The sequence below is a fragment of the Microbacterium sp. cf046 genome (assembly GCF_900114345.1).
Lineage (GTDB): Bacteria > Actinomycetota > Actinomycetes > Actinomycetales > Microbacteriaceae > Microbacterium.
The window spans coordinates 98,366-124,062 of record NZ_FOZJ01000001.1; the positions used below are offsets into that span (position 1 = coordinate 98,366).

27 protein-coding genes and 1 tRNA gene are annotated in these 25,697 nt (G+C 69.0%); 18 read left to right on the forward strand and 10 right to left on the reverse strand.

What is annotated here, in order from left to right; all coding sequences use genetic code 11:
• Positions 1-13: 13 nt before the first annotated feature.
• The 12 genes from BM349_RS00475 (at position 14) to BM349_RS00530 (ending at position 12,181) form a co-directional block, all read left to right on the forward strand.
• On the forward strand, positions 14-727 hold the full coding sequence (locus BM349_RS00475) for a sirohydrochlorin chelatase (protein ID WP_091700967.1): 714 nt from the start codon (positions 14-16) through the stop codon (positions 725-727).
• A 177-nt stretch (positions 728-904) separates the two neighbouring features.
• Positions 905-2,605, forward strand: a complete 1,701-nt coding sequence (locus BM349_RS00480; protein WP_175525201.1) for a nitrite/sulfite reductase — start codon at positions 905-907, stop codon at positions 2,603-2,605.
• The gene (locus BM349_RS00485) at positions 2,602-3,345 is read left to right on the forward strand and encodes a phosphoadenylyl-sulfate reductase (protein ID WP_091700971.1); all 744 of its coding nucleotides are present in this window, start codon (positions 2,602-2,604) and stop codon (positions 3,343-3,345) included. Before BM349_RS00480 ends, BM349_RS00485 begins: the two co-directional genes overlap by 4 nt.
• A complete protein-coding gene (gene cysD / locus BM349_RS00490; protein ID WP_175525139.1) occupies positions 3,342-4,250 on the forward strand; it encodes a sulfate adenylyltransferase subunit CysD in 909 nt (302 codons plus the stop codon). Before BM349_RS00485 ends, cysD begins: the two co-directional genes overlap by 4 nt.
• A complete protein-coding gene (locus tag BM349_RS00495) occupies positions 4,250-5,665 on the forward strand; it encodes a sulfate adenylyltransferase subunit 1 (RefSeq protein ID WP_091700976.1) in 1,416 nt (471 codons plus the stop codon). The genes cysD and BM349_RS00495 overlap by 1 nt, the downstream gene beginning before the upstream one ends.
• A gap of 51 nt (positions 5,666-5,716) precedes the next feature.
• Positions 5,717-6,805 carry an ABC transporter substrate-binding protein gene (locus BM349_RS00500; protein WP_091700978.1) on the forward strand — a complete coding sequence of 363 codons (1,089 nt, stop codon included), beginning with the start codon at positions 5,717-5,719 and terminating at the stop codon, positions 6,803-6,805.
• 1 nt (position 6,806) lies between these two features.
• Complete coding sequence (locus BM349_RS00505) at positions 6,807-7,709, forward strand: ABC transporter ATP-binding protein (protein WP_091700981.1); 903 nt, start codon at positions 6,807-6,809, stop codon at positions 7,707-7,709.
• Positions 7,699-8,634 carry an ABC transporter permease gene (locus BM349_RS00510; protein WP_091700984.1) on the forward strand — a complete coding sequence of 312 codons (936 nt, stop codon included), beginning with the start codon at positions 7,699-7,701 and terminating at the stop codon, positions 8,632-8,634. The genes BM349_RS00505 and BM349_RS00510 overlap by 11 nt, the downstream gene beginning before the upstream one ends.
• Positions 8,631-9,470 carry a uroporphyrinogen-III C-methyltransferase gene (cobA, locus tag BM349_RS00515; RefSeq protein WP_091700988.1) on the forward strand — a complete coding sequence of 280 codons (840 nt, stop codon included), beginning with the start codon at positions 8,631-8,633 and terminating at the stop codon, positions 9,468-9,470. The genes BM349_RS00510 and cobA overlap by 4 nt, the downstream gene beginning before the upstream one ends.
• Entirely contained in the window at positions 9,467-10,843 is a 1,377-nt protein-coding gene (locus BM349_RS00520; RefSeq protein ID WP_091700993.1) for an FAD-dependent oxidoreductase, read from the forward strand. The genes cobA and BM349_RS00520 overlap by 4 nt, the downstream gene beginning before the upstream one ends.
• Positions 10,840-11,214, forward strand: coding sequence for a ferredoxin (gene fdxA / locus BM349_RS00525; RefSeq protein ID WP_091700997.1), 375 nt, complete (start codon positions 10,840-10,842; stop codon positions 11,212-11,214). The genes BM349_RS00520 and fdxA overlap by 4 nt, the downstream gene beginning before the upstream one ends.
• A complete protein-coding gene (locus BM349_RS00530) occupies positions 11,207-12,181 on the forward strand; it encodes an NAD(P)/FAD-dependent oxidoreductase (protein WP_091701001.1) in 975 nt (324 codons plus the stop codon). The genes fdxA and BM349_RS00530 overlap by 8 nt, the downstream gene beginning before the upstream one ends.
• Positions 12,182-12,392: 211 nt before the next feature.
• Here BM349_RS00530 and BM349_RS00535 read toward each other — a convergent pair whose 3' ends face one another.
• The 4 genes from BM349_RS00535 to BM349_RS00550 all read right to left on the reverse strand — a co-directional run bounded on the left by BM349_RS00535 (position 12,393) and on the right by BM349_RS00550 (position 16,463).
• The gene (locus BM349_RS00535; RefSeq protein ID WP_091701005.1) at positions 12,393-13,193 is read right to left on the reverse strand and encodes an ABC transporter permease; all 801 of its coding nucleotides are present in this window, start codon (positions 13,191-13,193) and stop codon (positions 12,393-12,395) included.
• Between the two features lie 8 nt (positions 13,194-13,201).
• Positions 13,202-14,128 carry an ABC transporter permease gene (locus tag BM349_RS00540; protein WP_091701009.1) on the reverse strand — a complete coding sequence of 309 codons (927 nt, stop codon included), beginning with the start codon at positions 14,126-14,128 and terminating at the stop codon, positions 13,202-13,204.
• Positions 14,129-14,193: 65 nt separating this feature from the next.
• Positions 14,194-15,375 carry an ABC transporter substrate-binding protein gene (locus tag BM349_RS00545; protein WP_091701013.1) on the reverse strand — a complete coding sequence of 394 codons (1,182 nt, stop codon included), beginning with the start codon at positions 15,373-15,375 and terminating at the stop codon, positions 14,194-14,196.
• A 56-nt stretch (positions 15,376-15,431) separates the two neighbouring features.
• Positions 15,432-16,463: an ABC transporter ATP-binding protein gene (locus BM349_RS00550; protein WP_217645629.1), complete on the reverse strand. Its 1,032-nt coding sequence runs from the start codon at positions 16,461-16,463 to the stop codon at positions 15,432-15,434.
• A 124-nt stretch (positions 16,464-16,587) separates the two neighbouring features.
• On the opposite strand from BM349_RS00550, the gene BM349_RS18490 reads away from it, so the two are divergent.
• Both BM349_RS18490 and BM349_RS00560 read left to right on the forward strand, forming a co-directional pair.
• Positions 16,588-17,364 (forward strand): FadR/GntR family transcriptional regulator, encoded by a 777-nt coding sequence (locus BM349_RS18490; RefSeq protein WP_175525140.1) that lies wholly within the window; start codon positions 16,588-16,590, stop codon positions 17,362-17,364.
• Positions 17,361-18,119 (forward strand): PDC sensor domain-containing protein, encoded by a 759-nt coding sequence (locus BM349_RS00560; RefSeq protein ID WP_091701021.1) that lies wholly within the window; start codon positions 17,361-17,363, stop codon positions 18,117-18,119. Before BM349_RS18490 ends, BM349_RS00560 begins: the two co-directional genes overlap by 4 nt.
• Positions 18,120-18,130: 11 nt before the next feature.
• Here the strand turns inward: BM349_RS00560 and BM349_RS00565 are convergent, their stop codons facing one another.
• Together BM349_RS00565 and dcd are read right to left on the reverse strand one after the other, a co-directional pair.
• Positions 18,131-18,517 (reverse strand): PPOX class F420-dependent oxidoreductase, encoded by a 387-nt coding sequence (locus BM349_RS00565; protein WP_091701025.1) that lies wholly within the window; start codon positions 18,515-18,517, stop codon positions 18,131-18,133.
• An 18-nt stretch (positions 18,518-18,535) separates the two neighbouring features.
• Positions 18,536-19,141 (reverse strand): dCTP deaminase, encoded by a 606-nt coding sequence (gene dcd, locus BM349_RS00570; RefSeq protein ID WP_091701029.1) that lies wholly within the window; start codon positions 19,139-19,141, stop codon positions 18,536-18,538.
• Between the two features lie 69 nt (positions 19,142-19,210).
• Between dcd and BM349_RS00575 the strand changes: the two genes are divergently transcribed.
• A tRNA-Gly gene (locus tag BM349_RS00575) sits at positions 19,211-19,284 on the forward strand.
• Positions 19,285-19,496: 212 nt separating this feature from the next.
• Here BM349_RS00575 and BM349_RS00580 read toward each other — a convergent pair.
• Positions 19,497-20,534 carry a methionine synthase gene (locus tag BM349_RS00580; RefSeq protein ID WP_091704588.1) on the reverse strand — a complete coding sequence of 346 codons (1,038 nt, stop codon included), beginning with the start codon at positions 20,532-20,534 and terminating at the stop codon, positions 19,497-19,499.
• A 20-nt stretch (positions 20,535-20,554) separates the two neighbouring features.
• Positions 20,555-21,547 (reverse strand): DUF1852 domain-containing protein, encoded by a 993-nt coding sequence (locus tag BM349_RS00585; RefSeq protein ID WP_091701033.1) that lies wholly within the window; start codon positions 21,545-21,547, stop codon positions 20,555-20,557.
• Between the two features lie 122 nt (positions 21,548-21,669).
• On the opposite strand from BM349_RS00585, the gene BM349_RS00590 reads away from it, so the two are divergent.
• Positions 21,670-22,611, forward strand: coding sequence for a LysR family transcriptional regulator (locus tag BM349_RS00590; RefSeq protein ID WP_091701036.1), 942 nt, complete (start codon positions 21,670-21,672; stop codon positions 22,609-22,611).
• Between the two features lie 169 nt (positions 22,612-22,780).
• On the forward strand, positions 22,781-23,347 hold the full coding sequence (locus BM349_RS00595; protein WP_091701039.1) for a flavin reductase family protein: 567 nt from the start codon (positions 22,781-22,783) through the stop codon (positions 23,345-23,347).
• Positions 23,348-23,393: 46 nt separating this feature from the next.
• On the opposite strand, the gene BM349_RS00600 is transcribed toward BM349_RS00595, so the two are convergent.
• Positions 23,394-24,734, reverse strand: coding sequence for a helix-turn-helix domain-containing protein (locus BM349_RS00600; RefSeq protein ID WP_091701042.1), 1,341 nt, complete (start codon positions 24,732-24,734; stop codon positions 23,394-23,396).
• 88 nt (positions 24,735-24,822) lie between these two features.
• On the opposite strand from BM349_RS00600, the gene BM349_RS00605 reads away from it, so the two are divergent.
• Positions 24,823-25,146, forward strand: coding sequence for a hypothetical protein (locus tag BM349_RS00605; protein WP_091701046.1), 324 nt, complete (start codon positions 24,823-24,825; stop codon positions 25,144-25,146).
• Between the two features lie 45 nt (positions 25,147-25,191).
• Here BM349_RS00605 and BM349_RS00610 read toward each other — a convergent pair whose 3' ends face one another.
• Positions 25,192-25,629, reverse strand: a complete 438-nt coding sequence (locus BM349_RS00610) for a VOC family protein (RefSeq protein ID WP_091701050.1) — start codon at positions 25,627-25,629, stop codon at positions 25,192-25,194.
• Between the last annotated feature and the right edge of the window lie 68 nt (positions 25,630-25,697).

The window sequence follows — 25,697 nt, forward strand, 5'->3', positions numbered from 1 at the left end:
CAGAATGAGACGCATGCCGACCCCCGCACTGCTCGCGATCTCGCACGGCACGTCCTCGCCGGCGGGACAGGCCGCCGTCGAGGCGCTGGTCACCGCGGTCGCCGCCCGGCTTCCCGGCGTGCACGTGCGGCTCGGTCATGTAGACGTGCAGCAGCCCGATGTGGCGGCATCCCTCGCCGCGCTCGCCGACGACGAGCCCGCCGTCATCGTGCCGCTGCTGCTGTCGGCGGGCTATCACGTCCGGATCGACCTTCGGGAGCAGTCGAAGGGCCATGAGGACGTCTCGATCTCGCCCGCGCTCGGACCCGACCCCCGGCTGGTCGAGGTGCTCGCCGCACGCCTCGCCGCGCTCGATATCGGGGAGGGCGACGCGATCGTGCTGGCAGTGGCCGGCTCGAGCGACGAGCGCGCCAACGAGGACTGCCACGTGACCGCGCGCATGCTCGCCGAGCGGGTCGGACGCCACGTCGCCGTGGGGTTCCTCGCCGCCGCCGAACCGCGTCTCGGCCCGGCGGTGGTTGCCGCGCGGGAGGGCGGCCGTCGGGCGGTGGTCGCGAACTATCTCCTCGCGCCCGGCTACTTCCACGACCTGGCCGTGCGGCTCGCCGACGGCAGCCCGGTCGCGCGCCCGCTGCTGGACGACGACGAGCCCGGAGAGTCCCTCGTCGAGCTCGTCATCGATCGCTATCGCGCCGGAGCGGTCGACGCCTCCGCGTCAACTGCATGACGCTGTGTGACGCCGCGTAACGGCGCTTGACGTCACATTTCACCCTCTGCGGGCGGGCACCTAGCTTCGCAGAGTGGGCAGCTCCGCGCCCGCACCCGGGGACGCCCGGGATTCCGGGAGGCCATTGTGACCATCAGCGACATCGGGCAGGACGGCGCATCGTCGCGCGCCGCGCTCATCGCGACCGAAGGCGCACGTGCCCGCGCACCTCGACCGTCGTCCAAACCGAACGGGCAGTGGAAGCTCGACGGGAAGGCCCCGCTCAACGGGAACGAGGAGTGGAAGCAGGTCGATGACGGCCTGAGCGTGCGCGATCGCATCGAGAACATCTACTCCAAGGGCGGTTTCGCCTCGATCGACCCGACCGATCTGCACGGCCGCTTCCGCGTGTGGGGGCTGTACACCCAGCGCAAGCCCGGCATCGACGGCGGCCGCACGGCGACCCTCGAGCCGCACGAGCTCGAGGACGAGTACTTCATGCTGCGCGTCCGCATCGACGGCGGCCAGCTGACCACGAAGCAGCTGCGCGTCATCGCGGGCATCTCCACCGAGTTCGGCCGCGAGACCGCGGACCTGACCGACCGCCAGAACATCCAGCTGCACTGGATCGAGGTGGAGTCGATGCCCGAGATCTGGCGGCGCCTCGAGGCGGTCGGGCTCGGCACGACGGAGGCGTGCGGCGACGTGCCGCGCGTCGTGCTCGGCTCGCCCGTCGCCGGCATCTCGGTCGACGAACTCATCGACCCGACGCCCCAGATCGACGAGATCACCTCGCGCTTCATCGGCGACGCGTCGCTGGCGAACCTGCCCCGCAAGTTCAAGACGGCGATCACCGGCCACCCGAGCCAGGACGTCGTGCACGAGATCAACGACGTCGCCTTCGTGGCGGTCGACCACCCCGAGCTCGGCATCGGCTACGACCTCTGGGTCGGGGGCGGGCTGTCCACCGCGCCCCGCCTCGGCGAGCGCCTCGGTGTGTTCGTGGCTCCCGAGCGGGTGGCGGAAGCATGGCATGGGGTGGCCCAGATCTTCCGCGACTACGGCTATCGGCGACTGCGGAACAAGGCGCGCCTGAAGTTCCTCCTGGCCGAGTGGGGCACGGAGAAATTCCGCCAGGTGCTGCAGGACGAGTACCTCGGCTACGAGCTGCCCGACGGACCGGCGGCGCCGAAGCCTCTGGCGCACGGCGACCATGTCGGAGTGCACCGCCAGAAGGACGGCCGGTTCTACGTCGGCGTCACGCCGATCGTGGGCCGCGTGTCCGGCCCGACGCTGGCCAGGCTCGCCGACCTGATCGAGGAGCACGGCTCCACGCGCCTGCGAACCACGCCGCACCAGAAGCTGGTGATCCTCGACATCCCCGAAGACCGCGTCGAATCGCTGATCTCCGGCCTTGACGAGCTGGGACTGTCGGCCCGGCCGAGCCTGATCCGCCGCGGGACGATCGCGTGCACGGGCATCGAGTTCTGCAAGCTGGCGATCGTCGAGACGAAGGCATACGCGACGGATGCCGTGCTCGCGCTCGAGGAGCGGCTGGCGGGCATCGACCTGCCGCACCCGATCTCGCTCCACGTGAACGGATGCCCGAACTCGTGCGCGCGCATCCAGACCGCCGACATCGGACTCAAGGGCCAGCTCGTGATGATCGACGGCGAGCAGGTGCCGGGATACCAGGTGCACCTCGGCGGTGGGCTCGCCAATGCCGACCGCGAGAGCGCCGAGCTCGGTCGCACGGTGCGCGGACTCAAGGTGAGCGCCGACGGGATCGCCGACTACACCGAGCGGGTCGTCCGCCGCTTCCTGGAAGACCGGGATGCCGCATCCGACGAGACCTTCGCCCAATGGGCGCACCGCGCCGAAGAGGAGGCACTGCAATGACCGTCTCCCTCGCACCCCGAGCCACGGTTCGCCGCGGCCACGATGAGCTGCGCGCCCTCGCCGAGGCCGGCAACATCGAACTCGGCAGCCTCACCGACCACGAGGCCTCGCCCGCGGAGGTCGTCGCCTGGGTGGCGTCCAACTTCGGGGCGGATGCCGCCGCCGTGGCGTGTTCGATGGCCGACGCCGCACTGCCCCACCTGGTCGCCGAGCAGCTGCCCGGCGTGGACGTCCTGTTCCTTGACACCGGATACCACTTCGCCGAGACCCGCGTCACCCGCGACGAGGTGGGCCGCGCGCTCGACGTGCGGATCGTCGATGTGCTGCCGACGCAGACCGTGGCCGAGCAGGATGCCGAGTTCGGCGAGAAGCTCTACTCACGCGATCCGGGGCTGTGCTGCGCGCGCCGCAAGGTCGAGCCGCTGCAGGATGCGCTCGGCGGCTACGAGGTGTGGTTCACCGGCGTCCGCCGCGAAGAGGCGCCGACTCGCGCGAACACCCCGCTGATCGCCTGGGACGAGCGGAACGGCCTGGTCAAGGTCAACCCGGTCGCGGCGTGGAGCTTCGACGACCTGCTCGACTACGCGGGGCTGCACCAGGTGCCGGTGAACCTGCTCGTGAGCAACGGCTACCCGTCGATCGGGTGCGAGCCGTGCACGGCCAGGGTCGAGCCCGGCGCTGACCCGCGCTCGGGCCGCTGGGCCGGTCTGTCCAAGACCGAATGCGGGTTGCACCTATGACCCTCACTGTCACTCGCCTCGACACCCTCGACGTGCTCGAGGCCGAGGCGATCCACATCATCCGGGAGGTCGTCGCCGAGTTCGAGCGGCCGGTGCTGCTGTTCTCCGGTGGCAAGGACTCGGTCGTCGTGCTGCATCTGGCTGCCAAGGCGTTCTTCCCGGGGCGGGTGCCCTTCCCCGTGCTGCACGTCGACACCGGTCACAACTTCCCCGAGGTGCTCGCGTTCCGCGACGAAACGGTGCGGCGCCTCGGCGTGCGGCTCGAAGTCGCCCGCGTGCAGGACTACATCGACGACGGCCGGCTTCACGAGCGCGCGGACGGCACGCGCAACCCGCTGCAGACGCTGCCCCTGCTCGAGGCGATCACCGCGGGCAAGCACGATGCGGTCTTCGGCGGCGCCCGCCGGGATGAGGACAAGGCGCGGGCCAAGGAGCGCATCATCTCGCTCCGCGACGAGTTCGGTCAGTGGGACCCGCGGAACCAGCGCCCCGAACTGTGGAGCCTGTACAACGGCCGCCACACGCCCGGGCAGCACGTCCGCGCCTTTCCGATCTCCAACTGGACCGAGCTGGATGTCTGGCGCTACATCGAGCGCGAGGAGATCCCGCTTCCGCCGCTCTACTTCGCGCACGAGCGCGAGGTGTATGCGCGCGACGGAATGTGGCGCGCCGTCGGCGAGTTCTCACCGGCTCGCGCGGAGGAGCGCATCCAGACCCGGGTGGTCCGCTACCGCACCGTCGGCGACATGAGCTGCACCGGAGCCGTCGAATCGGATGCCGCCGACCTCTCCTCGATCGTGGCCGAGATCGCCCGCTCCACGCTGACCGAGCGCGGTGCGACGCGAGCCGACGACCGCATCTCGGAGGCCGCGATGGAAGACCGCAAGAAGGACGGGTACTTCTGATGACGTCAGTCGAGAGCACCGACGTTTCGTCTCGCTTCGCTCGCAGCGCCAGCGACCGAGACGAAACGCCTGACGCCGTTCGGGCCGCTTCGCTCCCCACCGGGACGCTGTTCCGGTTCGCGACCGCCGGCTCGGTCGACGACGGCAAGTCGACGCTCGTCGGCCGTCTGCTGCACGATTCGAAGGCGATCCTCGCCGACCAGCTCGAGCAGGTCGCACGCACGTCAGCCGAGCGCGGATTCGCACACGGCGCGTTCGATTTCGCGCTGCTGACCGACGGGCTCCGCGCGGAGCGCGAGCAGGGCATCACGATCGACGTCGCCTACCGCTACTTCTCGACCGGCAGCCGCAGCTTCATCCTCGCCGACTGCCCCGGGCACGTGCAGTACACGCGCAACATGGTCACCGGTGCCACGACCGCGGACGCGGTCATCGTCCTGGTCGACGGCCGCAAAGGCGTGCTCGAGCAGACGCGCCGGCACCTCGCCGTCATCGCCCTGCTCCGCGTCCCGCACGTGATCGTCGCGGTCAACAAGATCGACCTGCTCGACTTTTCGCAGGATGCGTTCGACCGCGTCGCCGCACAGGTCGAAGCGGTCACCTCCGAGCTCGGCATCGACGATGTGCACGTCATCCCCGTGTCGGCCCTCGAGGGCGACAACATCGTCGAGCGCTCGGCGCACACACCGTGGTACGACGGGCCGGCGCTGCTCGAGCTGCTGGAGGCGCTGCCGGGTCAGGAGGAGTCTCGATACGCTCCTTCGTCGCTGCTCGACAACCGGGCTGATGAGGACTTCCGCCTGCCCGTGCAGCTCGTGCTGCGCCCGCAGGGCGGCCTCTCTCCTGAGCTCTCCCGCGAGGACGCCGAGTCGCTGCGGGACTACCGCGCGTCGGCGGGCCGCATCGCGTCGGGCTCGGTGCGCGTGGGCGATGCCGTGCAGATCTTCCCGTCCGGCATCCGCACGACCGTCTCGGGCATCGCCGCGGCGGGGGTGCCGGTGGACTTCGCGGCTGCGCCCCAATCGGTGTCGCTGCAGCTGGCTGACGACGTCGATGCCGCGCGCGGTGCCCTGATCGTCGCCGACGGCACCCTTCCGGCCGGGCAGCGCGAGATCGACGCCGAGCTGTTCCAGCTCGACACCCGGCAGCTGGTCACCGGAGCGCGCGTGCTCGTCAAGCACGGCACCGCGACCGTGCAGGCCGTGATCGCGCAGATCGACTCGCGCTACGACCTCGACACGCTCACGCATGAGCCTGCCGATGCGCTCCAGGCCAACGACATCGGGCGCGCCCGGCTGCGACTGGCCGCCGACCTGCCCCTGGAGCCCTACAGTGCGAATCGCGCCGGCGGCTCCTTCCTGGTCATCCACCCGTCCGACGGCGCGACACTCGCCGCCGGCATCGCGCGATCCTGAACGGCTCGCGCACCCACCACAACCGCACCACCCGCTGAAGGAGGCGACACCGTGAACAACATCCGCACTGCGACGACGATCACCACTCTTGGACTTGTGGCGATGATGATGGCCGGTTGCGCCAGCGCCACAGCGGCACCGGGGGGCGCGCCCTCCACCGCGGAAAAGTCCGCCGCACCGTCGGTCACCGAACTCCGCCTGGGCTACTTCGCGAACGTCACCCACGCCCCCGCGCTGGTCGGGCTCGAAGAGGGACTCTTCGCCGACGAACTGCCCGGCGTCGACATCACCACCCAGGTGTTCAACGCGGGCCCGGCCGCGATCGAGGCCCTGACGGCGGGGGCGATCGACGCGACCTACATCGGCCCCAACCCGTCGATCAACACGTTCATCCAGTCCGGCGGCGAATCCGCGCGGATCATCGCCGGCGCGACGACCGGAGGCGCGGCGCTGGTCGTGCGCGACGGGATCGACGAGCCCGAGGACCTCGAAGGCACCACTCTGGCGACACCCCAGCTCGGAAACACGCAGGACGTCGCGCTGCGGACCTGGCTGGCCGATGAGGGATTCGAGACCTCGACGACGGGCGGCGGCGACGTGACCATCACGCCGACCGAGAACGCGCAGACCCTGCAGCTGTTCCAGGACGGACAGATCGACGGCGCGTGGCTGCCGGAGCCCTGGGTCTCCCGGCTGATCATCGACGCGGGCGCTCACGTGCTGGTGGACGAGGCCGACCTGTGGGAGGACGGTGAGTTCCCCACCACGGTCCTGCTGGTGCGCGCCGAGTTCCTCGAGGAGCACCCCGATGTCGTCGAGGACCTGCTGCGAGGACACGTCGCGGCCGTCGAGTGGCTCGAGGACAACCCGGATGATGCGGCCGGCGTCATCAACGCCGCTATCGAGAAGGAGACCGGCAAGCCGCTCTCGGACGAGGTCATCGAGCGCTCCCTGCAGAACGTGACCTTCTCGTTCGATCCGCACGCCGACACGTTCGAGACGCTGGTGGAGAACGGCCTCGCGGCCGGCACCCAGAAGGAAGGATCGATCGACGGCCTGTTCGACCTGACCCTTCTGAACGGCATCCTCGAAGCCGACGACCTCGACACCGTTTCGGCGGCCGGGCTGGGCGAGGACTGACATGACATCCCCCGCACGCACGCCCGGTGGGGCACTCAGTGGGGCTCCGCCCCACACCCCCGGCTCGCTGACGCCGGCCGCCGCGGTGACGCCGGGCGTGCGTGCGCCCAATCTGCTCGGGCCGAGCTTCGATGAGAGCGCGCCGGTGCGGCCGCCCGCACCGGCGGCCCCGCCGGCGGTCCGGGTGGAGAACGTGCAGAAGCGCTTCGGGCGCGGTCCGCTCGTGCTGGATGGAATCGACCTCACGATCGCACCCGGGGAGTTCGTCTGCCTGCTCGGCGCCTCCGGGTGCGGCAAGTCCACCCTGCTGAACCTCGTTGCCGGGCTGGACAAGCCCACCTCCGGGCACATCCAGACTCCGACCGAAGGCTCGGCGGTGATGTTCCAGGAGTCCGCGCTGATGCCCTGGCTCAGTGCGCGGCGCAACGTCGAGCTGGCCCTGCGCCTGCGCGGGGTGCCGCGCCGAGAGCGCCGCGAGAAGGCGCTCTCGTTGCTGGACACCGTGAACCTCGCCGACGCGGCCGAGAAGCGGCCGCACGAGCTGTCTGGTGGGATGCGCCAGCGGGTCGCGCTTGCCCGCGCGCTCGCGCAGGACCGCCCGGTGCTGCTCATGGACGAGCCGTTCGCCGCCCTCGATGCGATCACGCGCGACCTGCTGCACGAAGAGCTGGAGCGGGTGTGGCGGGCGACGGGCCGGACGATCGTGTTCGTCACCCACAACGTGCGCGAGGCCGCGCGGCTCGCGCAGCGGGTCGTGCTGCTCTCGAGCCGGCCCGGCAGGGTCGTCGAGGAGTGGCGCATCGCTCAGACGGTCGGGCGGCGCATCGAGTCGCCCGAGGTCGCGGCCCTCTCGGTGGAGATCACCGACCAGCTGCGGAAGGAGATCCGCCGCAATGCCGCATGACACTGCCACAGAGAGCTCGGTGATCCACGACGCGCGCGCGGATGCCGCATCCCGCCAGTCCGAAGACCTCCGCAGTCTCGAGGCCGGGCTCGACCGGCTCCAGACCGATGAAGAGCAGCGGCCGAGCCGCTGGCGCGCATTCCTCACCAGCGTGGTTCCTCCGGTGCTGTTCGTCCTCCTGCTCCTGCTGTTCTGGCAGCTCTACGTCGTGATCGCCGAACCGCGCCCCGATCGGGTGCCGAGCCCCGCCGCCGTTTTCGGGGCACTGGCCGAGGCATGGGAGACCGGCCGGCTGCAGCTCGCGGTCGCCACGAGCCTCGAACGCGGCATCGTCGGCTTCCTCATCGCGATCGCGATCGGCACTCCGCTCGGACTGCTGCTGGCCGAGGTGCGCCCGCTGCGGCGTGCGGTCGGCCCGATCATCTCGGGCCTGCAGGTGCTGCCGTCGGTCGCATGGGTTCCGGCCGCGATCATCTGGTTCGGCCTGACCGATGCCACCGTCTACTTCGTGATCCTGATGGGCGCGATCCCGTCGATCGTCAACGGGCTCATCGCCGGCGTCGATCAGGTGCCGCCGCAGCTGCGGCGCGTCGGCACCGTGCTCGGCGCGACCCGGATACAGCTGGCGACCGCCGTGATCCTGCCGGCAGCGCTGCCCGGCTACCTCGCCGGACTCAAGCAGGGCTGGGCCTTCTCCTGGCGATCGCTCATGGCCGCGGAGATCATCGCCACCGGCGGCTCGATCGGCTTCGGCCTCGGCTCGATGCTGCAGCAGTCCCGCGAACTCGCCGACCTCGCCGGCGTGCTCGCGACCATCCTCGTGATCCTGTTCATCGGCGTCCTGATCGAACTGCTCTTCTTCGGCCCGCTCGAGCGGCGGATGCTGCGGCGGCGCGGTCTCATGCTCTCCGGAGGTGCCCGATGACACTTCGACAGGCTCCCGATGGCGCAGGACGCGTCACACTCGTCGGCGCAGGCCCGGGCGATCCCGGCCTGCTCACCCTCAAGGGACTGCGCGCACTCGAGCGCGCCGACGTGATCGTCGCCGACCGTCTCGGCGCACGCGGGGTGCTCGATGGGCTCGCCGCGGACGGTGTCCACCTCACCGCCGACATCGTCGATGTGGGCAAGCTTCCCGGCCATCACGCCGTCCCCCAGGACGGCATCAACGCCCTGCTGGTGCACCTCGCCCGCGAGGGCAAGCGTGTCGTGCGGCTCAAGGGCGGCGATCCGTACGTGTTCGGCCGAGGCGGCGAGGAGCTCGAATTCTGCCGCGCGGCGGGCGTCGAGGTCGAGGTCGTGCCCGGAATCACCAGCGCGATCTCGGTGCCCGCGATCGCCGGCATCCCCCTGACCCATCGCGGGCTTGCGACGGCGTTCACGGTGGTGACCGGCCATGACCAGATCCGCGAACTGGGCGGCGCCCGTGACCACACCGTCGTGCTGCTCATGGGGGTCGGCACGCTGGCGCACTCCGCGATCACCCTCGCCGGCGGCGCACGCGGCGACGACTGCCCCGTGGCGGTCGTCGAAGACGGGTTCGGCCCACGCCAGCGCGTCACCGTGGGCACCCTCGCCACGATCGCCGCGCAGGCCGCCGAGCGCGGCATCCGCTCCCCCGCCGTCGTCGTCGTCGGCGACGTCGTGCGCCTCAGCCCCTATGCTCCTGCCGACCTCGCGGTCAATGCGCTGGAGGTCTCCGAAGAGCTCTCCGCGCGCCTGGCCGCGGAGCACACCTCCCGAAAGGCACTGCCCCAGTGACGAACCTCCTCAGCCTTCGCGTCGCGATCGTGGGCGCCGGTCCCGCCGGCATCTATGCGGGCAACATCCTCGCGAATTCGGTGTCCGCCGAGGGCGGCGCCGTCGAGATCGACCTCTTCGACTCGCTTCCAGCGCCGTACGGTCTGATCCGCTACGGCGTCGCACCCGACCACCCCCGCATCAAGGGCATCGTGAACTCGCTGCACGAGATGCTCAGCGCAGGCACGATCCGCTTCATCGGCAACGTGGAGGTCGGCCGCGACATCGCGATCGACGACCTGCAGGAGCGCTACGACGCCGTGATCCTCGCGACTGGCGCGATCCGGGATGCCGAGCTCCGCATTCCGGGCATCGATCTGCACGGCTCCTACGGCGCCGCCGACTTCGTCGCCTGGTTCGACGGCCATCCCGATGTGCCCCGCGAGTGGCCGCTCGACGCCGCGGAGGTGGCGGTCATCGGCAACGGGAACGTCGCCCTCGACGTGGCACGCGTCCTCGCGAAGCACGCGGTCGATCTGCGCTCCACAGAGGTCCCCGACAACGTGCTGGCCGGCCTCGAGGCCTCCACCGTGACGGACGTGCACGTGTTCGGCCGCCGCGGCCCGCTCGACGTGAAGTTCACCCCCATCGAGCTGCGCGAGCTCGGCGAGGTGCCCGATGTCGACATCGTGCTGGCCGACGAGGACTTCGCCGAGCTCGAACTCGCCGCCGGCTCCAGCAACCAACTGAAGGTGATCCTGCGCACCTTCCAGGCCTGGCGCGCCCGCGGCACCACGGGTGCGAGCCGCCGCCTGCACCTGCACTTCTGGCACGCGCCGGTCGCGGTGCTCGGCGATGGGCGTGTCGAGGCGCTGCGCTTCGAACGCACCGCACCGGATGCCGAGGGCGTGGTCCGCGGAACCGGCGAGGTCCGCGACATCCCCGTACAGGCGCTGTACCGGGCGGTCGGCTACTACGGCACGCCCGTCGTGGACGCCCCCTTCGACACCGTTCGGGGCGTGATCCCCAACGTCGAGGGACGCGTCATCGGCGACGACGACGAGACGGTCGCCGGGCTCTACGCGACCGGCTGGATCAAGCGCGGCCCGGTCGGACTCATCGGCCACACGAAGTCCGACGCGATGGAGACCGTCGCGCACCTCGTGGCCGACGCGAACGCAGGTGCGCTCCGCACGCCCTCCGAGCGCGGCGACGTGCTCGAGCTGCTCGACCAGCGCGAGGTCGAGTACACGACCTGGGACGGCTGGCTGGCCCTCGATGCTCACGAGCGCGCGCTCGGCGCCGCGCACACCCACACCCGTGAGCGCGTGAAGGTCGTCCCGCGTGAGGAGCAGGTCGCGATCTCGCGGGCAGACAGCCTCGCCCTGTCGTGACGTACGTCATCGCGCTTCCGTGCGTGGATGTGAAGGATCGGGCATGCATCGACGAGTGCCCGGTGGACTGCATCTACGAGGGTGAGCGATCGCTGTACATCCACCCCGAGGAATGCGTCGACTGCGGGGCATGCGAACCGGTCTGCCCGGTCGAAGCGATCTACTACGAAGACGACGTGCCCGACGAGTGGCAGGACTACTACACGGCCAACGTCGAGTTCTTCGACGACATCGGCTCGCCCGGCGGCGCGGCGAAGGTCGGCGTCTACACGAAGGACCACCCGCTCATCGCTGCGCTTCCGCCGCAGGTCGCGCCCGGCGCGGCTGGGGCGTCGGGCGAGGCCCCGCGGGGCGGAGCCTCGCATGGGTGACCGCGAACCGCACACGGCGGATGCCGCACCCGACGTCTTCGATGTGCTGATCGTCGGGGGCGGCCCGGCGGGCCTGTCGGCCGCACTGAACCTCGCCCGCGCTCGGGCGACCGTGCTGGTGATCGACGCGGGCCGACCGCGCAACGCCGCCACCCTCCGTTCGCACGGATTCCTCACGCGCGACGGCATCTCGCCGCTCGAGCTGCGAAAGCTGGCGCGCGCCGAACTGACCGCATACCCGACGGTGCGAATGCTCGACCGGACGAACGCGATCGCGCTCTCGCAAGTGGATGCCGCGGACGGCATACGATTCAGCGCGACGATCAGCAGCCACGGCTCCGGGGAGCCGGCGACGGTCGTGGCGCGGTCGGCGGTGGTCGCGACCGGGCTGCGCGAGACCCTTCCGGCGATCCCGAGCCTGCGCGGCTTCTACGGCATGAGCCTGTTCAGCTGCGCGGCCTGCGATGCCTGGGAGCTGCAGGACCGCCCGCTCGCCCTGATCGGCGAGACGCCCGACCTTCCGACCCGCGCACGCCTCATCGCCCGGTGGACGGATGACCTCACGGTGTTCACGAACGGCGCGGTCGTGGTGGACACGGTCGAAGAGGCCGAGCTCGCGGCATCCGGGATCGTCGTCGAGCGGCGGCGGATCGACGACCTCGAAGGCGATCGCGGCTCAGTGTCGGCCGTACGGCTGGCTGACGGCACGCGCATCGCGATCGAGGGAGGATTCGTGCGCCCGCACTGGGATCCCGCGCTGGAGTTCCTCGCCGGCATCGGCGTGGATCGCGATCACGAAGGCCATCTGCTCGTCGACCGCTCGGGCCGCACGTCGGTCGCGGGCCTCTACGCGGCCGGGGATGCCGCGGCCCCGGGTCCGCAGCAGCTCATCGTCGCGGCCGGCCAGGGTGCGCGCGCCGCGGCCGTGCTCATCCACGACCTCGTCGGCGTTCGGACCGCCCACTGATCAGCGCCCTGTTCATCCGTCACCGGGGTACGAGGATCGGGCCGGAAAGCGTACGCGGGTGACGGATGAACGCGCGCGGGGGGGTGGTCCCGCGCCCAGTGGCCTGAGTCGCAGCACGAGATCAGGTGATCTCACCGGCACAGGACGATTCGGTGCACGACGCCCCGCGCTCGTGAGATCTCCTGCGTTCGTGCGATCCCCGGATCTCTGATCAGCGCCGAGTCTGCTCCGACCCCGACAATCGCTGGGCCAGGTAGATCGGCACGATCGACACGATCACCAGCACGACGGCGATCACCGAGACCACGGGCGCCTGGTTCGGCCGGAACATGTTGTTGAGGATGAAGATCGGCAGAGTGGTGACCCCGGACCCGGCCGTGAAGGTGGTCACGATGATCTCGTCGAAGCTGAGCGCGAAGGCGAGCAGGCCTCCGGCGAGAAGCGCTGAGCGCAGCTGCGGGAAGGTGACGAGCCGGAAGGTGGTCCACACCCCCGCGCCGAGGTCGGCGGAGGCCTCCTCCAGGTTCGTGCCGGTCCGGCGGAGGCGGGCGATCACGTTGTTGAAGACGGTCACGATGCAGAACGTCGCGTGCGCGATCACGACCGTCCAGATCGACAGCGGGATCCCCATGATCGTGCGGAAGAAGTTGTTCAGCGCGATGCCGGTGATGATGCCGGGAAGTGCGATCGGCAGGATGATCAGCAGGCTGATCGCATCGCGACCGAAGAACTCGAATCGCTGCAGGGCGATCGAGATGAGCGTACCGAGCACGAGTGAGATGAGGGTGGCGACGATCGCCACCTGAACGCTGGTCAGCACAGCCTCCCGGGCGCCCGCGCTCTCGAACGCCTTCACCCACCACTCCAGCGTGAACCCGGGAGGCGGCCAGGCGAGCGAGGTCGAGGTGGAGAACGAGTTCACCAGCACGACCATGAGCGGCACGTAGACGGCCACGAGGATCAGGCCGGTGACGGCCGCCAGCACGATCCGTGCGGTTCTTCCGAGTCGCATGAGTCGTCCTAGAGGTTGTTCAGGGCGCCCGTGCGGCGCACGATCGCGAGGTAGCCGAAGATGATCACGATCGGGATGAGCGCGATCGCCGCCGCGAGCGGCAGGTTGTTGGCGGCACCCACGTTCGTGTAGACGAGGTTGCCGAGCATCTGATTGGCGCCGCCGACGATGTTGACCGTGATGTAGTCGCCGAGCGAGAGCGAGAAGCTGAAGATCGTTCCCGCGATGATCGCGGGGAAGATGAGCGGCAGCACGACGCTGCCGAGGGTGCGCCAGGTCTTGCCGCCCAGATCGGCGGATGCCTCCAGCAGCGAGTCGGGGACGCGCTCGAGCCCCGCGTAGATCGGCAGGATCACGTATGGGAGCCACAGGTAGGACAGCGTGATGACGGTCGCGGTCAGGCCGTAGCCGGGCGTGTGCAGCCCGAGCGGGGCGAGCAGCCACTCGAGGATGCCGTCCTGCGAGAGCACGGACCGCCATGCGTACGCCTTCACGAGATAGCTCGCCCACAGCGGCATCAGCACGGCGATCAGCAGGATCCGCTGCGCCCGCGGCGACGCGACCTTCGCCATGTAGAACGCGATGGGCAGTGCCAGCACGACGTCGATCAGGGTCACCATCAGCGCGACGCCGAGCGTGCGCAGGGTCACGGTCTGGTACAGCGCACCGGTCAGGACGGTGATGATGTTGTCGAGCGTCCACTCCGTGATGATCTCGCCGGTGAACGAGTCCACCGACCAGAACGCCGTGACCAGCAGCAGCACGAGCGCGACGATGTACACGACCACGAGCCAGAAGAGCGGCGCCGTCAGCAGCAGCGCGAGTCGGGTGCGCGGATGCGACGTGAGGAACGACGAGAACCGTCGCGCCGCGGTGTCACGCGGCGGTTGGACGGCGCGCGTCGTGCGCTCGTCGGCGAGTGGTGTCGCGGTCATGTGTGCTCCGGGGTGGAACCGAGGGCGGCGTTTCGGGTCCGCCGCCCCCGGTGATCTCGTGTCGGTCAGCCCTTGATCTCGGACCAGGCCTCGGTCCACTTGGAGTAGTCGACGCACTCGACATCAGTGCGACCGTCGACGCACTCCGCGATCGGCGTGGTCCAGTACCAGATCTGCGATGCGTACTCCGCGTCGCCGGCGTGGTACGCCTCGCAGTCGTCGCGGTAGTCGCACGCCTCCTGGCTGGAAGGAGCCTCACCGAAGTATGCCGTCGCCGCAGCGTTGGTCTCCGGGCTGGCGATCCAGTCGAGCCACGCGTAGGCGCAGTTCGGGCTCTTCGCCGCGGAGGCGATCATCCACGTGTCGGACCATCCGGTGGCACCCTCCTCGGGCAGGACGACCGCGGTGGGCGCTCCCTCACCCTCGAGGACGTTCTGGATGACCTGCCACGTCGTGCCGGCGACCGAGTCGGTTGTCTCGAACGCCTGGATCTCCTTGAGGTAGTCCGACCAGTACTCGCTGATGTGCGGACGCTGCTCCTTGAGCAGGTCGACGGCGGCCTGGAACTGCTCCTCGTCGAGGGCGTAGGGGTTCTCGATGCCGAGGTCGGGCTGGTGCGCCATCAGGTACACCGCAGCATCCGCGATGTAGATCGGCGAGTCGTACGCCGTGATCTTGCCCGTGTAGTCGCTCGCCTTGTCGAAGACGATGTCCCATGAGGTGGGCGCCGGGGTGACGACGTCCGTGTTGTAGAGCAGGAGGTTGGCGCCGTAGCCGTGCGGCACGCCGTAGGACTCACCGTCGACCGAGTTCCACGCCTGGTCCTTGAGGAAGTCGTAGATGCCCGCGTAGCTCGGGATCAGATCGGTGTTGACCGGGGCGACATCGCCGCCCGCGATGAGGCGGAGCGTCGCGTCGCCGGATGCGGCCACCACGTCGTAGTCGCCGGTCTTCATCAGGCTGACCGCCTCGTCGGAGGTGCCGTAGGTCTTCGATTCGACCATGCAGCCGGTCTTCTCCTCGAAGCCGGACACCCAGTCGACTGCGGGGTCGTTGCTGCCGTCCTCGACGTATCCGGGCCAGGCGAGGATCGAGACCGATCCCTCCATCTCGCCGAGCTCGTCGGCCGCGTCCCCGCCGCCGGAGTCGCCGCCCGAACTGGTGCCGCAGGCGGTCAGCGCGACGAGTGCGCCGATCGCCAGCACGGCAACGCCTGCGGAGCGTGCTCCGCGTGTGATGTGCCTCATTGTTCTTCCTCTCGTGCCGTGTACCGGGGCATTCGCCCGCGGCTGTTGTTCCCGGGTCAGGTTCCCGGGGGTATGAGGGCGACGACGTCCTCGTCGTGCCAGCTCACGTGTACGCGGTCCCCGCGATCCTGGTCCGCCGCGCGGGAACGGTCGTTGCGTTCGACCACGGTCACGCGCACGCCTGCGTCGAGATCGACGACCCGGCGGATCGCGCTGCCCACGTAGATGGATTCGACGACCGTGCCGGGAGCGGAGCGCACGCCCTCGCCCGAGCCGGGCTCGACCGACAGGGTGAGCTTCTCGGGGCGGATCGTGTGCTCGCCCTCGCGTCCGATCAGCTGGTTCGAGCGATCGGGATCGAACAGATTGGACGTGCCGACGAAGTCGGCGACGAATCGGGATGCCGGCTGCTCGTAGAGTTCGCGCGGTGTGCCGAGCTGCTCGATCCGTCCGGCGTTGAACACGGCGATCCGGTCGGACAGCGTCAGCGCCTCCTCCTGGTCGTGCGTGACGAAGATGAACGTGATGCCGAGATCGCGCTGGATCTGCTTGAGTTCGACCTGCATCTGCTCGCGGAGCTTGAGGTCCAGCGCGCCCAGCGGCTCGTCCAGCAGCAGCACTTTCGGCTCGACCACGGTGGCGCGCGCCAGGGCCACCCGCTGGCGCTGCCCGCCGGAGAGCTGCGAAGGCTTGCGATCGGCGAGATTCTCGAGGCGGACCGCGGCGAGCGCCTTCCCGGCCCGATCTCGGCGCTCCTTGCGCCCCATTCCGCGAACCCTCAGGCCGTAGGCGACGTTGTCGAGCACGCTCATGTGCGGGAACAGCGCGTAGTCCTGGAAGACCGTGTTCACGTCCCGGTCGAAGGGGGCCCGGGAGGTGACGTCCTGCCCGAAGAGCTCGATCGTGCCGCCGGTGGGGCGTTCGAAGCCCGCGATCAGCCGCAGCACCGTCGTCTTGCCCGACCCCGACGGACCCAGCATGGAGAAGAACTCGCCGGCCGCGATCTCGAGGTCGACGTGGTCGACAGCGGTCACGGTGCCGAACTCCTTGGTGAGTCCGGACAGTCGGATGGCTGGCTGCTCAGTCATGACGATCCCCTTCGACGTCGGTGCTACTAAATCATATGGAACCATATGTCTAACAGTGGGTCTGCGTGTTACGGTCTTGTCACGGATACGCAGGCCACCGGTAGACGCGAGGGAGCGCCGACACATGCCGAACGCGACGGGCCACCAGGATGCCGCCCGTTCCGTGGTGTTCGCACCCCTCGACGGCACGGGTCGAGCCGAGCTCGTCGAGCAGCGGCTGACTGACGCGATCGTGAGCGGCGTGCTGCGCGACGGCGAGCGCCTGCCCAGCGAATCCGAGCTCTCGCGCAGCCTCGGCGTGGCACTCGTGACGGCGCGCGAGGCGCTGGAGGGCATGCGCGACCGCGGGCTCGTTCGCACGCGACGCGGGCGGGACGGCGGCAGCTTCGTCACGTACGACCGCGACTCCGCCGCCCGGCTGCTCGAGTCGCGGGTGCGCGGGCACTCGCGGATCGAGCTGCGGGATCTCGCCCTGCACGTCTCGGCGATCGCCGGCACCGCCGCCGAGATCGCCGCCGACCGGGCGAGCCACGACGACCTGGAGACGCTGCTCGCGATCCACGAGAGCGCCGACCTGTCGACCGCCGGTGGGGCACGCCGCGCGCTGGGCCGCTTCCAGCTCGAGGTCGCCGCGATCAGCCAGTCGCCGCGGCTCGTCCGCGAGGAGGTCAGGCTGCAGAGCGAGGCGGGACCCCTGCTCTGGCTGTGCCTGCGGGAACAGGAGTACCGTGACCACAGCGCCGCATCCCGAACCCGTGTGATCGACGCGATCCGCGACGTCGACCCCGTCGCGGCGCGCGCCGCGACGATCGCGCAGGCGACGGCCGCACTGGACTGGCTGGTGGACGAGAAGCTGCGGCTCGAGGCATCGGCCGAGCTGACCGGGCAAGGAGTGCGATGAACCCCACGGCAACGCTCTCGCCGCCCGAGGTCGCCGAGCGGGTGGCGACGACGATCGACGGCCTGTTCGCGACGATCGACGGGTGGCGCGACCGCCTTCAGGCGCATCTCGAATCGGATGCCGCTCCCACGGCTGCCAGCCTCGACCCGGTCGTGGAGGCCAGCGCCGTGCCCGCGCTCGCCGCCGACGGGCTCATCACGGGCAGCGGGTTCGTCGCGTCCCCCGGGCTGCTGTCGGACGCGCACTGGCACCTCGCATGGTGGCTGGGCGGAGCCGCCGGCATCCGTCGCCTGGCCACGATCGACGATCCGTCGAACGACCAGTTCCGCGACTACACGACCCTCGAGTGGTGGCGGTTCCCGGCCCGGACGGGCGCGCGCCATCTCACCGGCCCGTACGTCGACTACGTGTGCACCGACGACTACACCGTGACGATCACCACTCCCGTGCTGGTGAGAGGAGCGCTGCTCGGCGTGGTGGGCATGGATGTGCTCGTGGATCGGCTCGAGCGCGAACTGCTGCCCCTGTTGCGGGCGAGCGGCGTGCCCATCGCGGTCGTCAACGCCTCGGGGCGCATCGTCACGGCCACGGACTCCCGACGCGAACCGGGCTCGATGCTCCGCCTCGACGGGCTCGCCGAGGCGCTCGCGCCGCTGCGCGAAGCGGAGCCCCCGCGCGTCGAGGCGCGGCTGCCGGGCGGCGCCGAGGTGCTCGCCTGCGGCGACACGTCGCTCGCGCTCGTCGTCGGGCTCTAGAGCGCCTCAGGTCAGCGCACGAAGTCGACGCGGATGCCGGTGACCGCGTCCTGCCCGGCACGGCGCACCGCGAGCGTGAGGAGCGTTCGGCCCACCCACCCGTACTTGCGACCCATCGCCTCCTGCACGCGCAGGGTGCCGGACGTGTCGAGGATCTTCGCGATCGCGTCGACGGCCGCACCGGTCGGTCGTCCCCGCATCGTGCACGGCGCCACCGTCACCCGCCCGGAGCGGCGGATGCGCTTCACCTTCCCGGTGTCCCGCGGCGTCCAGATCAGCAGGCCGGCCTCGTCGCCGACCGCCCAGACCGGCGTGGCGACCGCCGACCCGTCGCGCTTGAACGTCGTGAGCAGCACGTAGCTCGCGCGGATGACCGCGGCGACGGCGTCGTCGGTCATGTGATCGGCGTCACGCCGTCAGCGGCCTTCGGCACCGGCATCCGTCGTGCCCACGTCGGTGCGGTGGAAGTTCTGGAACGACCGGGATGCCGTCGGTCCGCGTTGACCCTGGTACCGGTTGCCGTACGGTCCCGAGCCGTACGGGTTCTCGGTCGGCGACGACAGCCGGAAGAAGCAGAGCTGACCGATCTTCATACCCGGCCACAGCTTGATCGGGAGTGTCGCGACGTTCGAGAGCTCGAGGGTTACGTGGCCAGAGAACCCCGGGTCGATGAAGCCGGCGGTCGAGTGGGTCAGCAGCCCGAGTCGTCCGAGCGAGGACTTGCCCTCGAGGCGCGCGGCGATGTCATCGGGCAGGGTGATGAGCTCGAACGTGCTGCCGAGGACGAACTCCCCCGGATGCAGGATGAAGGGCTCGTTCGGGGCTGTCTCGATCAGGTGGGTCAGCTCGGGCTGATCCTCAGCGGGATCGATGAACGGGTACTTGTGGTTGTCGAACAGGCGGAAGTAGCGATCGAGGCGCACGTCGACGCTCGAGGGCTGCACCATCTCGGGTTCCCACGGTTCGAGGCCGATGCGGCGGGCGTCGAGTTCGGCCTTGATGTCGCGATCGGAGAGCAGCACGCGGCAAGCCTAGCGAGCGCGGTCGTCGCGACGCCGTTTGTTATGCTGGGCGGACGCCGCAAGGCCACCGGGGATGTAGTTCAATGGCAGAACTTCAGCTTCCCAAGCTGATAGCGCGGGTTCGATTCCCGTCATCCCCTCCAATGCCCAGACGTGCCGCCTCCGGCGGTGCGGCTGGGCATTCGTGGTGATGCCGTCCGAACCGATCCCGCTTGCGGGCGGGCCCCCCGCCCCGAGGCTCCGCACGCCGCGCAGCGGCGAGCGGAGGGGGCGAGGGACGATTCCCGTCATCCCCTCTCCAAGAAACTGATCGGCTCGATGAGGAAGGCTCATCGCCGAGCACTCCAACGGGCGGTCACGGCTTTGCGGCAGTGAGCTCCGCACGAACGATGTCTGCGCCCGCGCTGAGTGCGCTCAGCTTTCCGAGTGCAGCGTCGCGGGACAGCGGTGCCATGCCGCAGTTCGTGCTCGGGATGAGCTTGTCCGCGTCGACGAAGGCGAGCGCCTTCCGGAGGGTGTCGGCGACTTCATCGGGCGCCTCGATCGTCTCGCTCGCCACGTCGATGGCCCCGAGCATGACCTTCTTGCCGCGGATGAGCTCGATGAGCTCCATCGGGACATGGGAGTGCTGGCACTCCAGCGAGACGATGTCGATGGCGGATTGCTGAAGGAGCGGAAACGTCTGCTCGTACTGCCGCCACTCCGGTCCGAGCGTCGCCTTCCAGTCGGTGTTCGCCTTGATCCCGTAGCCGTAGCAGATGTGCACGGCCGTCTCCGCGCGCAGCCCTTCGGCCGCGCGCTCCAGCGCCGCGATCCCCCAGTCCTGAACCTCATCGAAGAAGACATTGAATGCGGGTTCGTCGAACTGGATGATGTCGACCCCTGCCGACTCCAGTTCTCTCGCTTCCTGATTGAGGATCGTCGCGAACTCCCAGGCCAGCTTCTCGCGGCTCTTGTAGAGGCGGTCGGAGAGGGTGTCGATCATCGTCATCGGGCCGGGGAGTGCCCATTTGATCGGCTGGTCGGTCTGCCGGCGGAGGAATTTCGCATCTTCGACGAACACTGGCTTCTCGCGGCTCACGGCACCGACGACGGTCGGCACGCTCGCGTCATACCGATCGCGGATGCGCACCGTCTCTCGCTGCTCGAAGTCGACGCCGCTGAGGTGCTCGATGAAGGTCGTGACGAAGTGCTGGCGGGTCTGCTCCCCGTCGCTGATGATGTCGATGCCGCGCTGGCGCTGCTCCTGGACTGCGCTGCGCAGCGCATCCTGTTTGCCCTCGACCAACACGTCGCCCTCGAGCTTCCACGGAGACCAGAGGGTTTCCGGTTCGGCGAGCCAGGAAGGCTTCGGCAGGCTGCCGACGACGGAGGTGGGCAACAGCGTGTGCACGGTTGACGATTCTCCGCGAGTCATCCGACGAGGGCGGGGTAGTTGGTTGCCCACTGCTCCAGTACTTCGCCGTGCGGCTTCACGAAATGCTCCTCCGTGTACTTCCCCTGCTTCGCCGCGAGCTGATTGCGCTCGACACGGTCGTAGGCGATCTGGGTCCGTGAGAAGTCCTGCTGCTCAAGGCTCGGTCGGTAGATGCTGGCGGCGGTCGAATTCGCGTTGTAGATCTCGGGGCGATAGATCTTCTGGAACGTCTCCATCGTGCTGATCGTGCCGATGAGCTGCAGGTTGGTGTAGTCACTGAGCAGATCGCCGCGGAAGTAGAAGGCGAACGGCGCGACGCTGCGGGGCGGCATGAAGTATCTGACCTGCAGCCCCATCTTCCCGAAGTACTCGTCGGTCAGGGAGTAGTCGTCCTGCTGGTACTCGACGCCGAGGATCGGGTGGTGGTTCGCCGTGCGACGGTACTCCTTGCTCGTCGACACGCTGATGCAGATCACGGGTGACGTCGTGAATCGCTCCCGGTACGCGGCGGAGTCGAGGAAGTGCTGGAACAGCTTGCCGTGCAGACTGCCGAAATCATCGGGCACGGTGAACTTCCCGGCGGCCTCGGTGGCTGCCGGCAGCAGCACGCTGAAGTCGAAATCGCGGACATAGGACGAGAAGTTGTTCCCCACGATCCCCTGGTGACGCTGCTCGGTGCGTCGGTCGACGATCTGGATGTCGAGGACCTCGAGCAGCGGGAATTCCTGATCCTCGCCTCCCGCAGCGAACTGCAGCTCGACGGTGACGATCTCGAGCTCGACGGTGTAGCGGTCGCGGTTCGGGTTGTCCCAGTGGGCGAGGTCGTTGAAGCGCCGATCGATCATCGTCAGGGCGTTACGCAGATTCTGCTGGCGGTGCTCGCCTCGAGCCAGATTTGCGAAGTTCGTCGTGATCCGCGAACTGTCCGACGGCGAGTAGTCCTCGTCGAAGCGGGTGGTGGTGATGCTGAACGTGAACTCGTTCGCCATGAGAGGCCAATCCGGGCTGATCGGCCGGGCTCGGCCTTGCGGAAGTCAGTACAGCCATCGTGCAGGGAAATCACGCCCATCAACAAACTCGTCGTGGCTATGCATCCTTATAGTCTTTACCTATGGTTCGCGCGTCAGGCAGTTTCACGCTTCAGCAGCTCCACTACTTCATCGAGGTCGCGGCGGAGGGGTCGATCAGTGCCGCAGCCGACCTGCTCTATGTCTCCCAGCCGACCATGTCTGCGGCGATGAAGGAACTCGAGGCGCGGGTGGGCCGCGCCCTCCTCGTCCGCTCCGCCCGCGGGGTGACACTGACCGCCGATGGCGCGGAGTTCCTCGGGTATGCCAGACAGGTCATCGAGCAGGTCGGCCTCCTCGAGCAGCGCTACCTCGGTCGACCGCCGTCGCGGCGCCTCCTGGGGGTGTCGGCGCAGCACTACTCGTTCGTGGTCGACGCGTTCGTCCGGATGGTGAAGGCCAGCGACGCGCCCGAATACGAGTTCTCCCTGCGTGAGACTCGCACCTGGGACATCATCGAGGACGTCCGGACGCTCCGCAGCGAGATCGGCATCCTCTACCGCAACGACTTCAACCGGAACGTCATCGACAAACTGCTCCGGGACTCCGGGCTCGCGTTCCATCCGCTCTTCCTCGCCGAGCCGCACATCTTCATCTCCCGGAAGAACCCCCTCGCCTCTCGAGATCGCGTCACACTCTCCGATCTCGCCGACTCGCCGCGGCTCACCTTCGACCAGGGGGCGAACAACTCGTTCTACTTCGCCGAGGAGATCCTCTCCACCTTGTCGAGCAAGCAGGAGATCCGTGTCTCCGACCGCGCCACCATCTTCAACCTCATGATCGGTCTCGACGGCTACACGATCTCCACGGGTATCATCAGCGACGACCTCGACCCGGAGATCGTCGCCATCCCACTCGACGTCGACGAACGCATCGAGATCGGCTGGATCGGCCACTCGGCGATCCCGCTCACGCAGCAGGCGCAGCGCTACCTCGCTGAACTGCGGATGGTCGTAGCAGGCTTCGGCATCGCGCTGCTCGGCTAGCCTCGAACGCGTGAAGTGATCCATAGGCGGAGACTATAGGAACCGATAGCCAGCGCTAGTTTGTCGATGGACACTTTGTCCTGGACGATGACTGTATCGAGTTCCGCAAGCCGAGTCCGGCCGATCGGCCGATCATGGCGACCAAATCGACGTTCAGAATCCCGAAGGCATGACAAGAACTGCAACTGCAACCAGATCGGCCGGCGCGAGACCCGGCTTCGACTCCTCGTTGTCGCCGGAAGAGTTCAAGGCCGCCTTCCGCGGGCACCCCTCCGGGGTGGCAATCATCACCGCTGACGCGGACGGACGGCCGGTCGCGCTGACCGCGACTTCGGTGTCCTCCGTAAGCGCCGACCCGCCATTGCTCATCTTCTCGATTTCCGCCCAGTCGTCTACCGCTGCCGTGTTCGCCCGCGCGGAGACTGTGGTGGTTCATCTTCTCGACGCCGACGACCTCGAGGTCGCGAAACTCTGCGCCACCAGCGGGGTCGACCGCTTCGCCGAAACGGACCGCTACTCTCGTCTGGTCACCGGCGAGCCGGTGTACAACGGCGTGCGTGCGTGGCTCCGTTGCGCGGTCATCGGCCGCATGGATGCCGGCGGCTCCACGGTTATCGCGGCGCACGCACTGCAATCGCAGATCGACCGCGACCTCGGCGTCGGACAGCACGGGGACGCCCTCGTGTACCACAACCGGTCTTGGCACAGGCTCGGCGAACACTCTCATCTCGCTTGAACGGAGGGACGATTCCCGTCATCCCCTCCGATGCCCAGACCCGGCGTCAGCCGACGGACCCCCGGGCCAGCACCCCTCGCACCCACTCCTCATGCTCGTCGAGGTCGAACTGGGCAAGCGTCAGGCTGTCGTCGATCCACTCCTCCGAGACGGTCGCGGTCTTCTCCTGCGAGGCCGTGAGGTCGGGCTGGCTCACGGTCGTGACCCCCAGCCACACGGGCAGCGCCTGCGTGTCCAGGATGATGCTGAGCAGCTTGAGCTCGACGTCGAGCGCCTTGCGAGCATCGGATGGCAGCTCGTCCCATTTCAGCCCGCCCGCGGCGGCGGCGACGAACGGCGGCGACTCCGCATACCGGGCGTGGATGGTCCGACCGATCAGTTCGGCTCGCTGGACGACGGCCTGCTGGGCCTCGTTCCATCGCTCGGCCCGGGGCAGCGCATCCTGCATGTCCTCGAGCGCCTGCTGCGCGGCATCCAGCTTCTCCGCCTCTGCCTCGGCTTCCTTGCGGAGCTTGCGGCCCTTCCAGACGAGGACGCCCCCGACGGCCAGGAGCGCGGGAAGCGCGACGATGCCGGTCAGGGCGGCTGCGCCGGCGACTCCCATGCGGCCGGCGACGAGCGACCCGCCTCCCAGCCAGGCGAGGGTTGAGCTGGACGCGGCCGCGCCGGATTGGGAGGCGATCGCAGACCCCGTCGACACGGACCCCGCGACCGAGACGGCGACGAAGATCCCGGCCGCGGTGCCGGGACTCATCCCGGTCCCGCCGATCGCGCCGCTCTCGGACACCGTTCTCAGGACGCTGATCCCGGTCTGTCCGCGCAGCCCTCGGATGCCGCCTTCGAGGGATCCCGGTCCGGCGTCGCCCGCCGAGACCTCTTGGGCCTCCAGCAGTGGTCGCCAGTCGACTTTCGCGGCGGTCTCGAGGAACGGCATCACGAAGTCGATCCGCGCGCGCTCGATCGTCCGCTCCGAGTTGCGGATCTGGAACGTGACCCGCTCGGTGAGCAGGTTCGAGGCGGCGATGATCTGCGCTCGCCTGGCATCGTTCTCGAGGTGCACCTGCCCGACCATCGCACGGGCGAACACACCGGGGCGCGACTGCGCGGCGAGCGCCCGATCCGTCTCCTCCTCGAGCTCCGCCTCCGTGTGGCCGAGCGCGTCCAGGAGACGCTGCCGGTATCGTCCGGTCGGGTCGGTCTTGCCCGACTCGATCCGCGAGATCGCCACGGCTGCGCTCTTCGGGCTCGTGTCGCTGCCGTACCCGGCGACTCGGCCGAGATCCTGCTGACCCTTGCCGTTGGCACGCCGCCACTCATGACCCCAGGCCTTCAGAACTGAGGCCTGCGCCGCCAGACGCGGGTTCGGGACAGCGCGCTCAGTGGCCATGGTTGACAAACATCCTCACGTCATGCCTATACTCGGGCTAACACGGGGCTAACTTAGCCTCCGTGACCCCACTCTATAGGGAGAAATCATGAGCATGAGCGCATTGCCGACATGGTCGGCCAGGCCCGAACAGGAAACGCCGTCATTCGAGACCGCCCCGGGCGATGCCCAGCGCGACCGAGCGAACACCGCCAGCCCATGGCTCATGCTGCTCCCCCTCGGGGCCGCGGCGATCTCGGCGGCCGTGCTGCTGCGCAAGCCCGCCGTTCGCAAGGCGGCCACCGAGGTCGTACGGGACCCCGAAGTGCGGGAGGTGTGCAAGGACGCCGGCGAGCGCGCGTACCGTGTGATCGGCGCATCCTGGCGTCGGCACGGCGGTCCTGCGGGCCTGGCCGAGACGTTCCTGCGCTGACCCCGGGCGCATCGGCTCCGGCTCACTCGGCGCTGATCGGCGACTTCAGTTCTTCTGCAGCTCCTCGGCGAGCATCACGAGGATGCCGCTGGGTCCCCGTAGATACGTGAGCTTGTACTGGTCCTGGTAGGTCGCCACTGCGCGAAGCGGTCGGCACCCGTGCCTCGCTGCGATCTCCAGGGCCGCGTCGATGTCGTCGACGGAGAAGGCGACGCGGTGCATGCCGATCTCGTTGGGACGTGTGGGCTCCGTCTCGATCGCATCGGGGTGGATGTACTCGAAGAGCTCGAGGCGGCCGTGGCCGTCCGGCGTCTGCAGCATCGCGATGCGGGCGTGGTTGCCGTCGAGGCCGACGGCGGTGTCGGTCCACTCACCGCTGACCGTGTCACGGCCGATGACCGTGAGACCGAGGTCCGTGAAGAAGGAGATCGCTTCTTCGAGGTCGCGCACCGCGATGCCGACGTTCTCCAGCTTGATCGCCATGCCCTGCACGCTACCGCGCGATCCAGTCCGACGGAGTGAGAGCTTTCGTCGCGCCCGGTGCGATCGTC

Coding starts and splice junctions, on each gene's coding strand:
- BM349_RS00495 (WP_091700976.1), top strand. CDS start 4,250: ATGACGTCAGTCGAGAGCACCGACGTTTCGTCTCGCTTCGCTCGCAGC.
- BM349_RS18490 (WP_175525140.1), top strand. CDS start 16,588: ATGCCGAACGCGACGGGCCACCAGGATGCCGCCCGTTCCGTGGTGTTC.
- cobA (WP_091700988.1), top strand. CDS start 8,631: ATGACACTTCGACAGGCTCCCGATGGCGCAGGACGCGTCACACTCGTC.
- cysD (WP_175525139.1), top strand. CDS start 3,342: ATGACCCTCACTGTCACTCGCCTCGACACCCTCGACGTGCTCGAGGCC.
- BM349_RS00560 (WP_091701021.1), top strand. CDS start 17,361: ATGAACCCCACGGCAACGCTCTCGCCGCCCGAGGTCGCCGAGCGGGTG.
- BM349_RS00540 (WP_091701009.1), bottom strand. CDS start 14,128: ATGACCGCGACACCACTCGCCGACGAGCGCACGACGCGCGCCGTCCAA.
- BM349_RS00595 (WP_091701039.1), top strand. CDS start 22,781: ATGACAAGAACTGCAACTGCAACCAGATCGGCCGGCGCGAGACCCGGC.
- BM349_RS00610 (WP_091701050.1), bottom strand. CDS start 25,629: ATGGCGATCAAGCTGGAGAACGTCGGCATCGCGGTGCGCGACCTCGAA.
- BM349_RS00535 (WP_091701005.1), bottom strand. CDS start 13,193: ATGCGACTCGGAAGAACCGCACGGATCGTGCTGGCGGCCGTCACCGGC.
- BM349_RS00605 (WP_091701046.1), top strand. CDS start 24,823: ATGAGCATGAGCGCATTGCCGACATGGTCGGCCAGGCCCGAACAGGAA.
- BM349_RS00600 (WP_091701042.1), bottom strand. CDS start 24,734: ATGGCCACTGAGCGCGCTGTCCCGAACCCGCGTCTGGCGGCGCAGGCC.
- BM349_RS00505 (WP_091700981.1), top strand. CDS start 6,807: ATGACATCCCCCGCACGCACGCCCGGTGGGGCACTCAGTGGGGCTCCG.
- BM349_RS00545 (WP_091701013.1), bottom strand. CDS start 15,375: ATGAGGCACATCACACGCGGAGCACGCTCCGCAGGCGTTGCCGTGCTG.
- BM349_RS00590 (WP_091701036.1), top strand. CDS start 21,670: ATGGTTCGCGCGTCAGGCAGTTTCACGCTTCAGCAGCTCCACTACTTC.
- BM349_RS00475 (WP_091700967.1), top strand. CDS start 14: ATGCCGACCCCCGCACTGCTCGCGATCTCGCACGGCACGTCCTCGCCG.
- BM349_RS00510 (WP_091700984.1), top strand. CDS start 7,699: ATGCCGCATGACACTGCCACAGAGAGCTCGGTGATCCACGACGCGCGC.
- BM349_RS00485 (WP_091700971.1), top strand. CDS start 2,602: ATGACCGTCTCCCTCGCACCCCGAGCCACGGTTCGCCGCGGCCACGAT.
- BM349_RS00530 (WP_091701001.1), top strand. CDS start 11,207: ATGGGTGACCGCGAACCGCACACGGCGGATGCCGCACCCGACGTCTTC.
- BM349_RS00565 (WP_091701025.1), bottom strand. CDS start 18,517: ATGACCGACGACGCCGTCGCCGCGGTCATCCGCGCGAGCTACGTGCTG.
- BM349_RS00585 (WP_091701033.1), bottom strand. CDS start 21,547: ATGGCGAACGAGTTCACGTTCAGCATCACCACCACCCGCTTCGACGAG.
- BM349_RS00550 (WP_217645629.1), bottom strand. CDS start 16,463: ATGACTGAGCAGCCAGCCATCCGACTGTCCGGACTCACCAAGGAGTTC.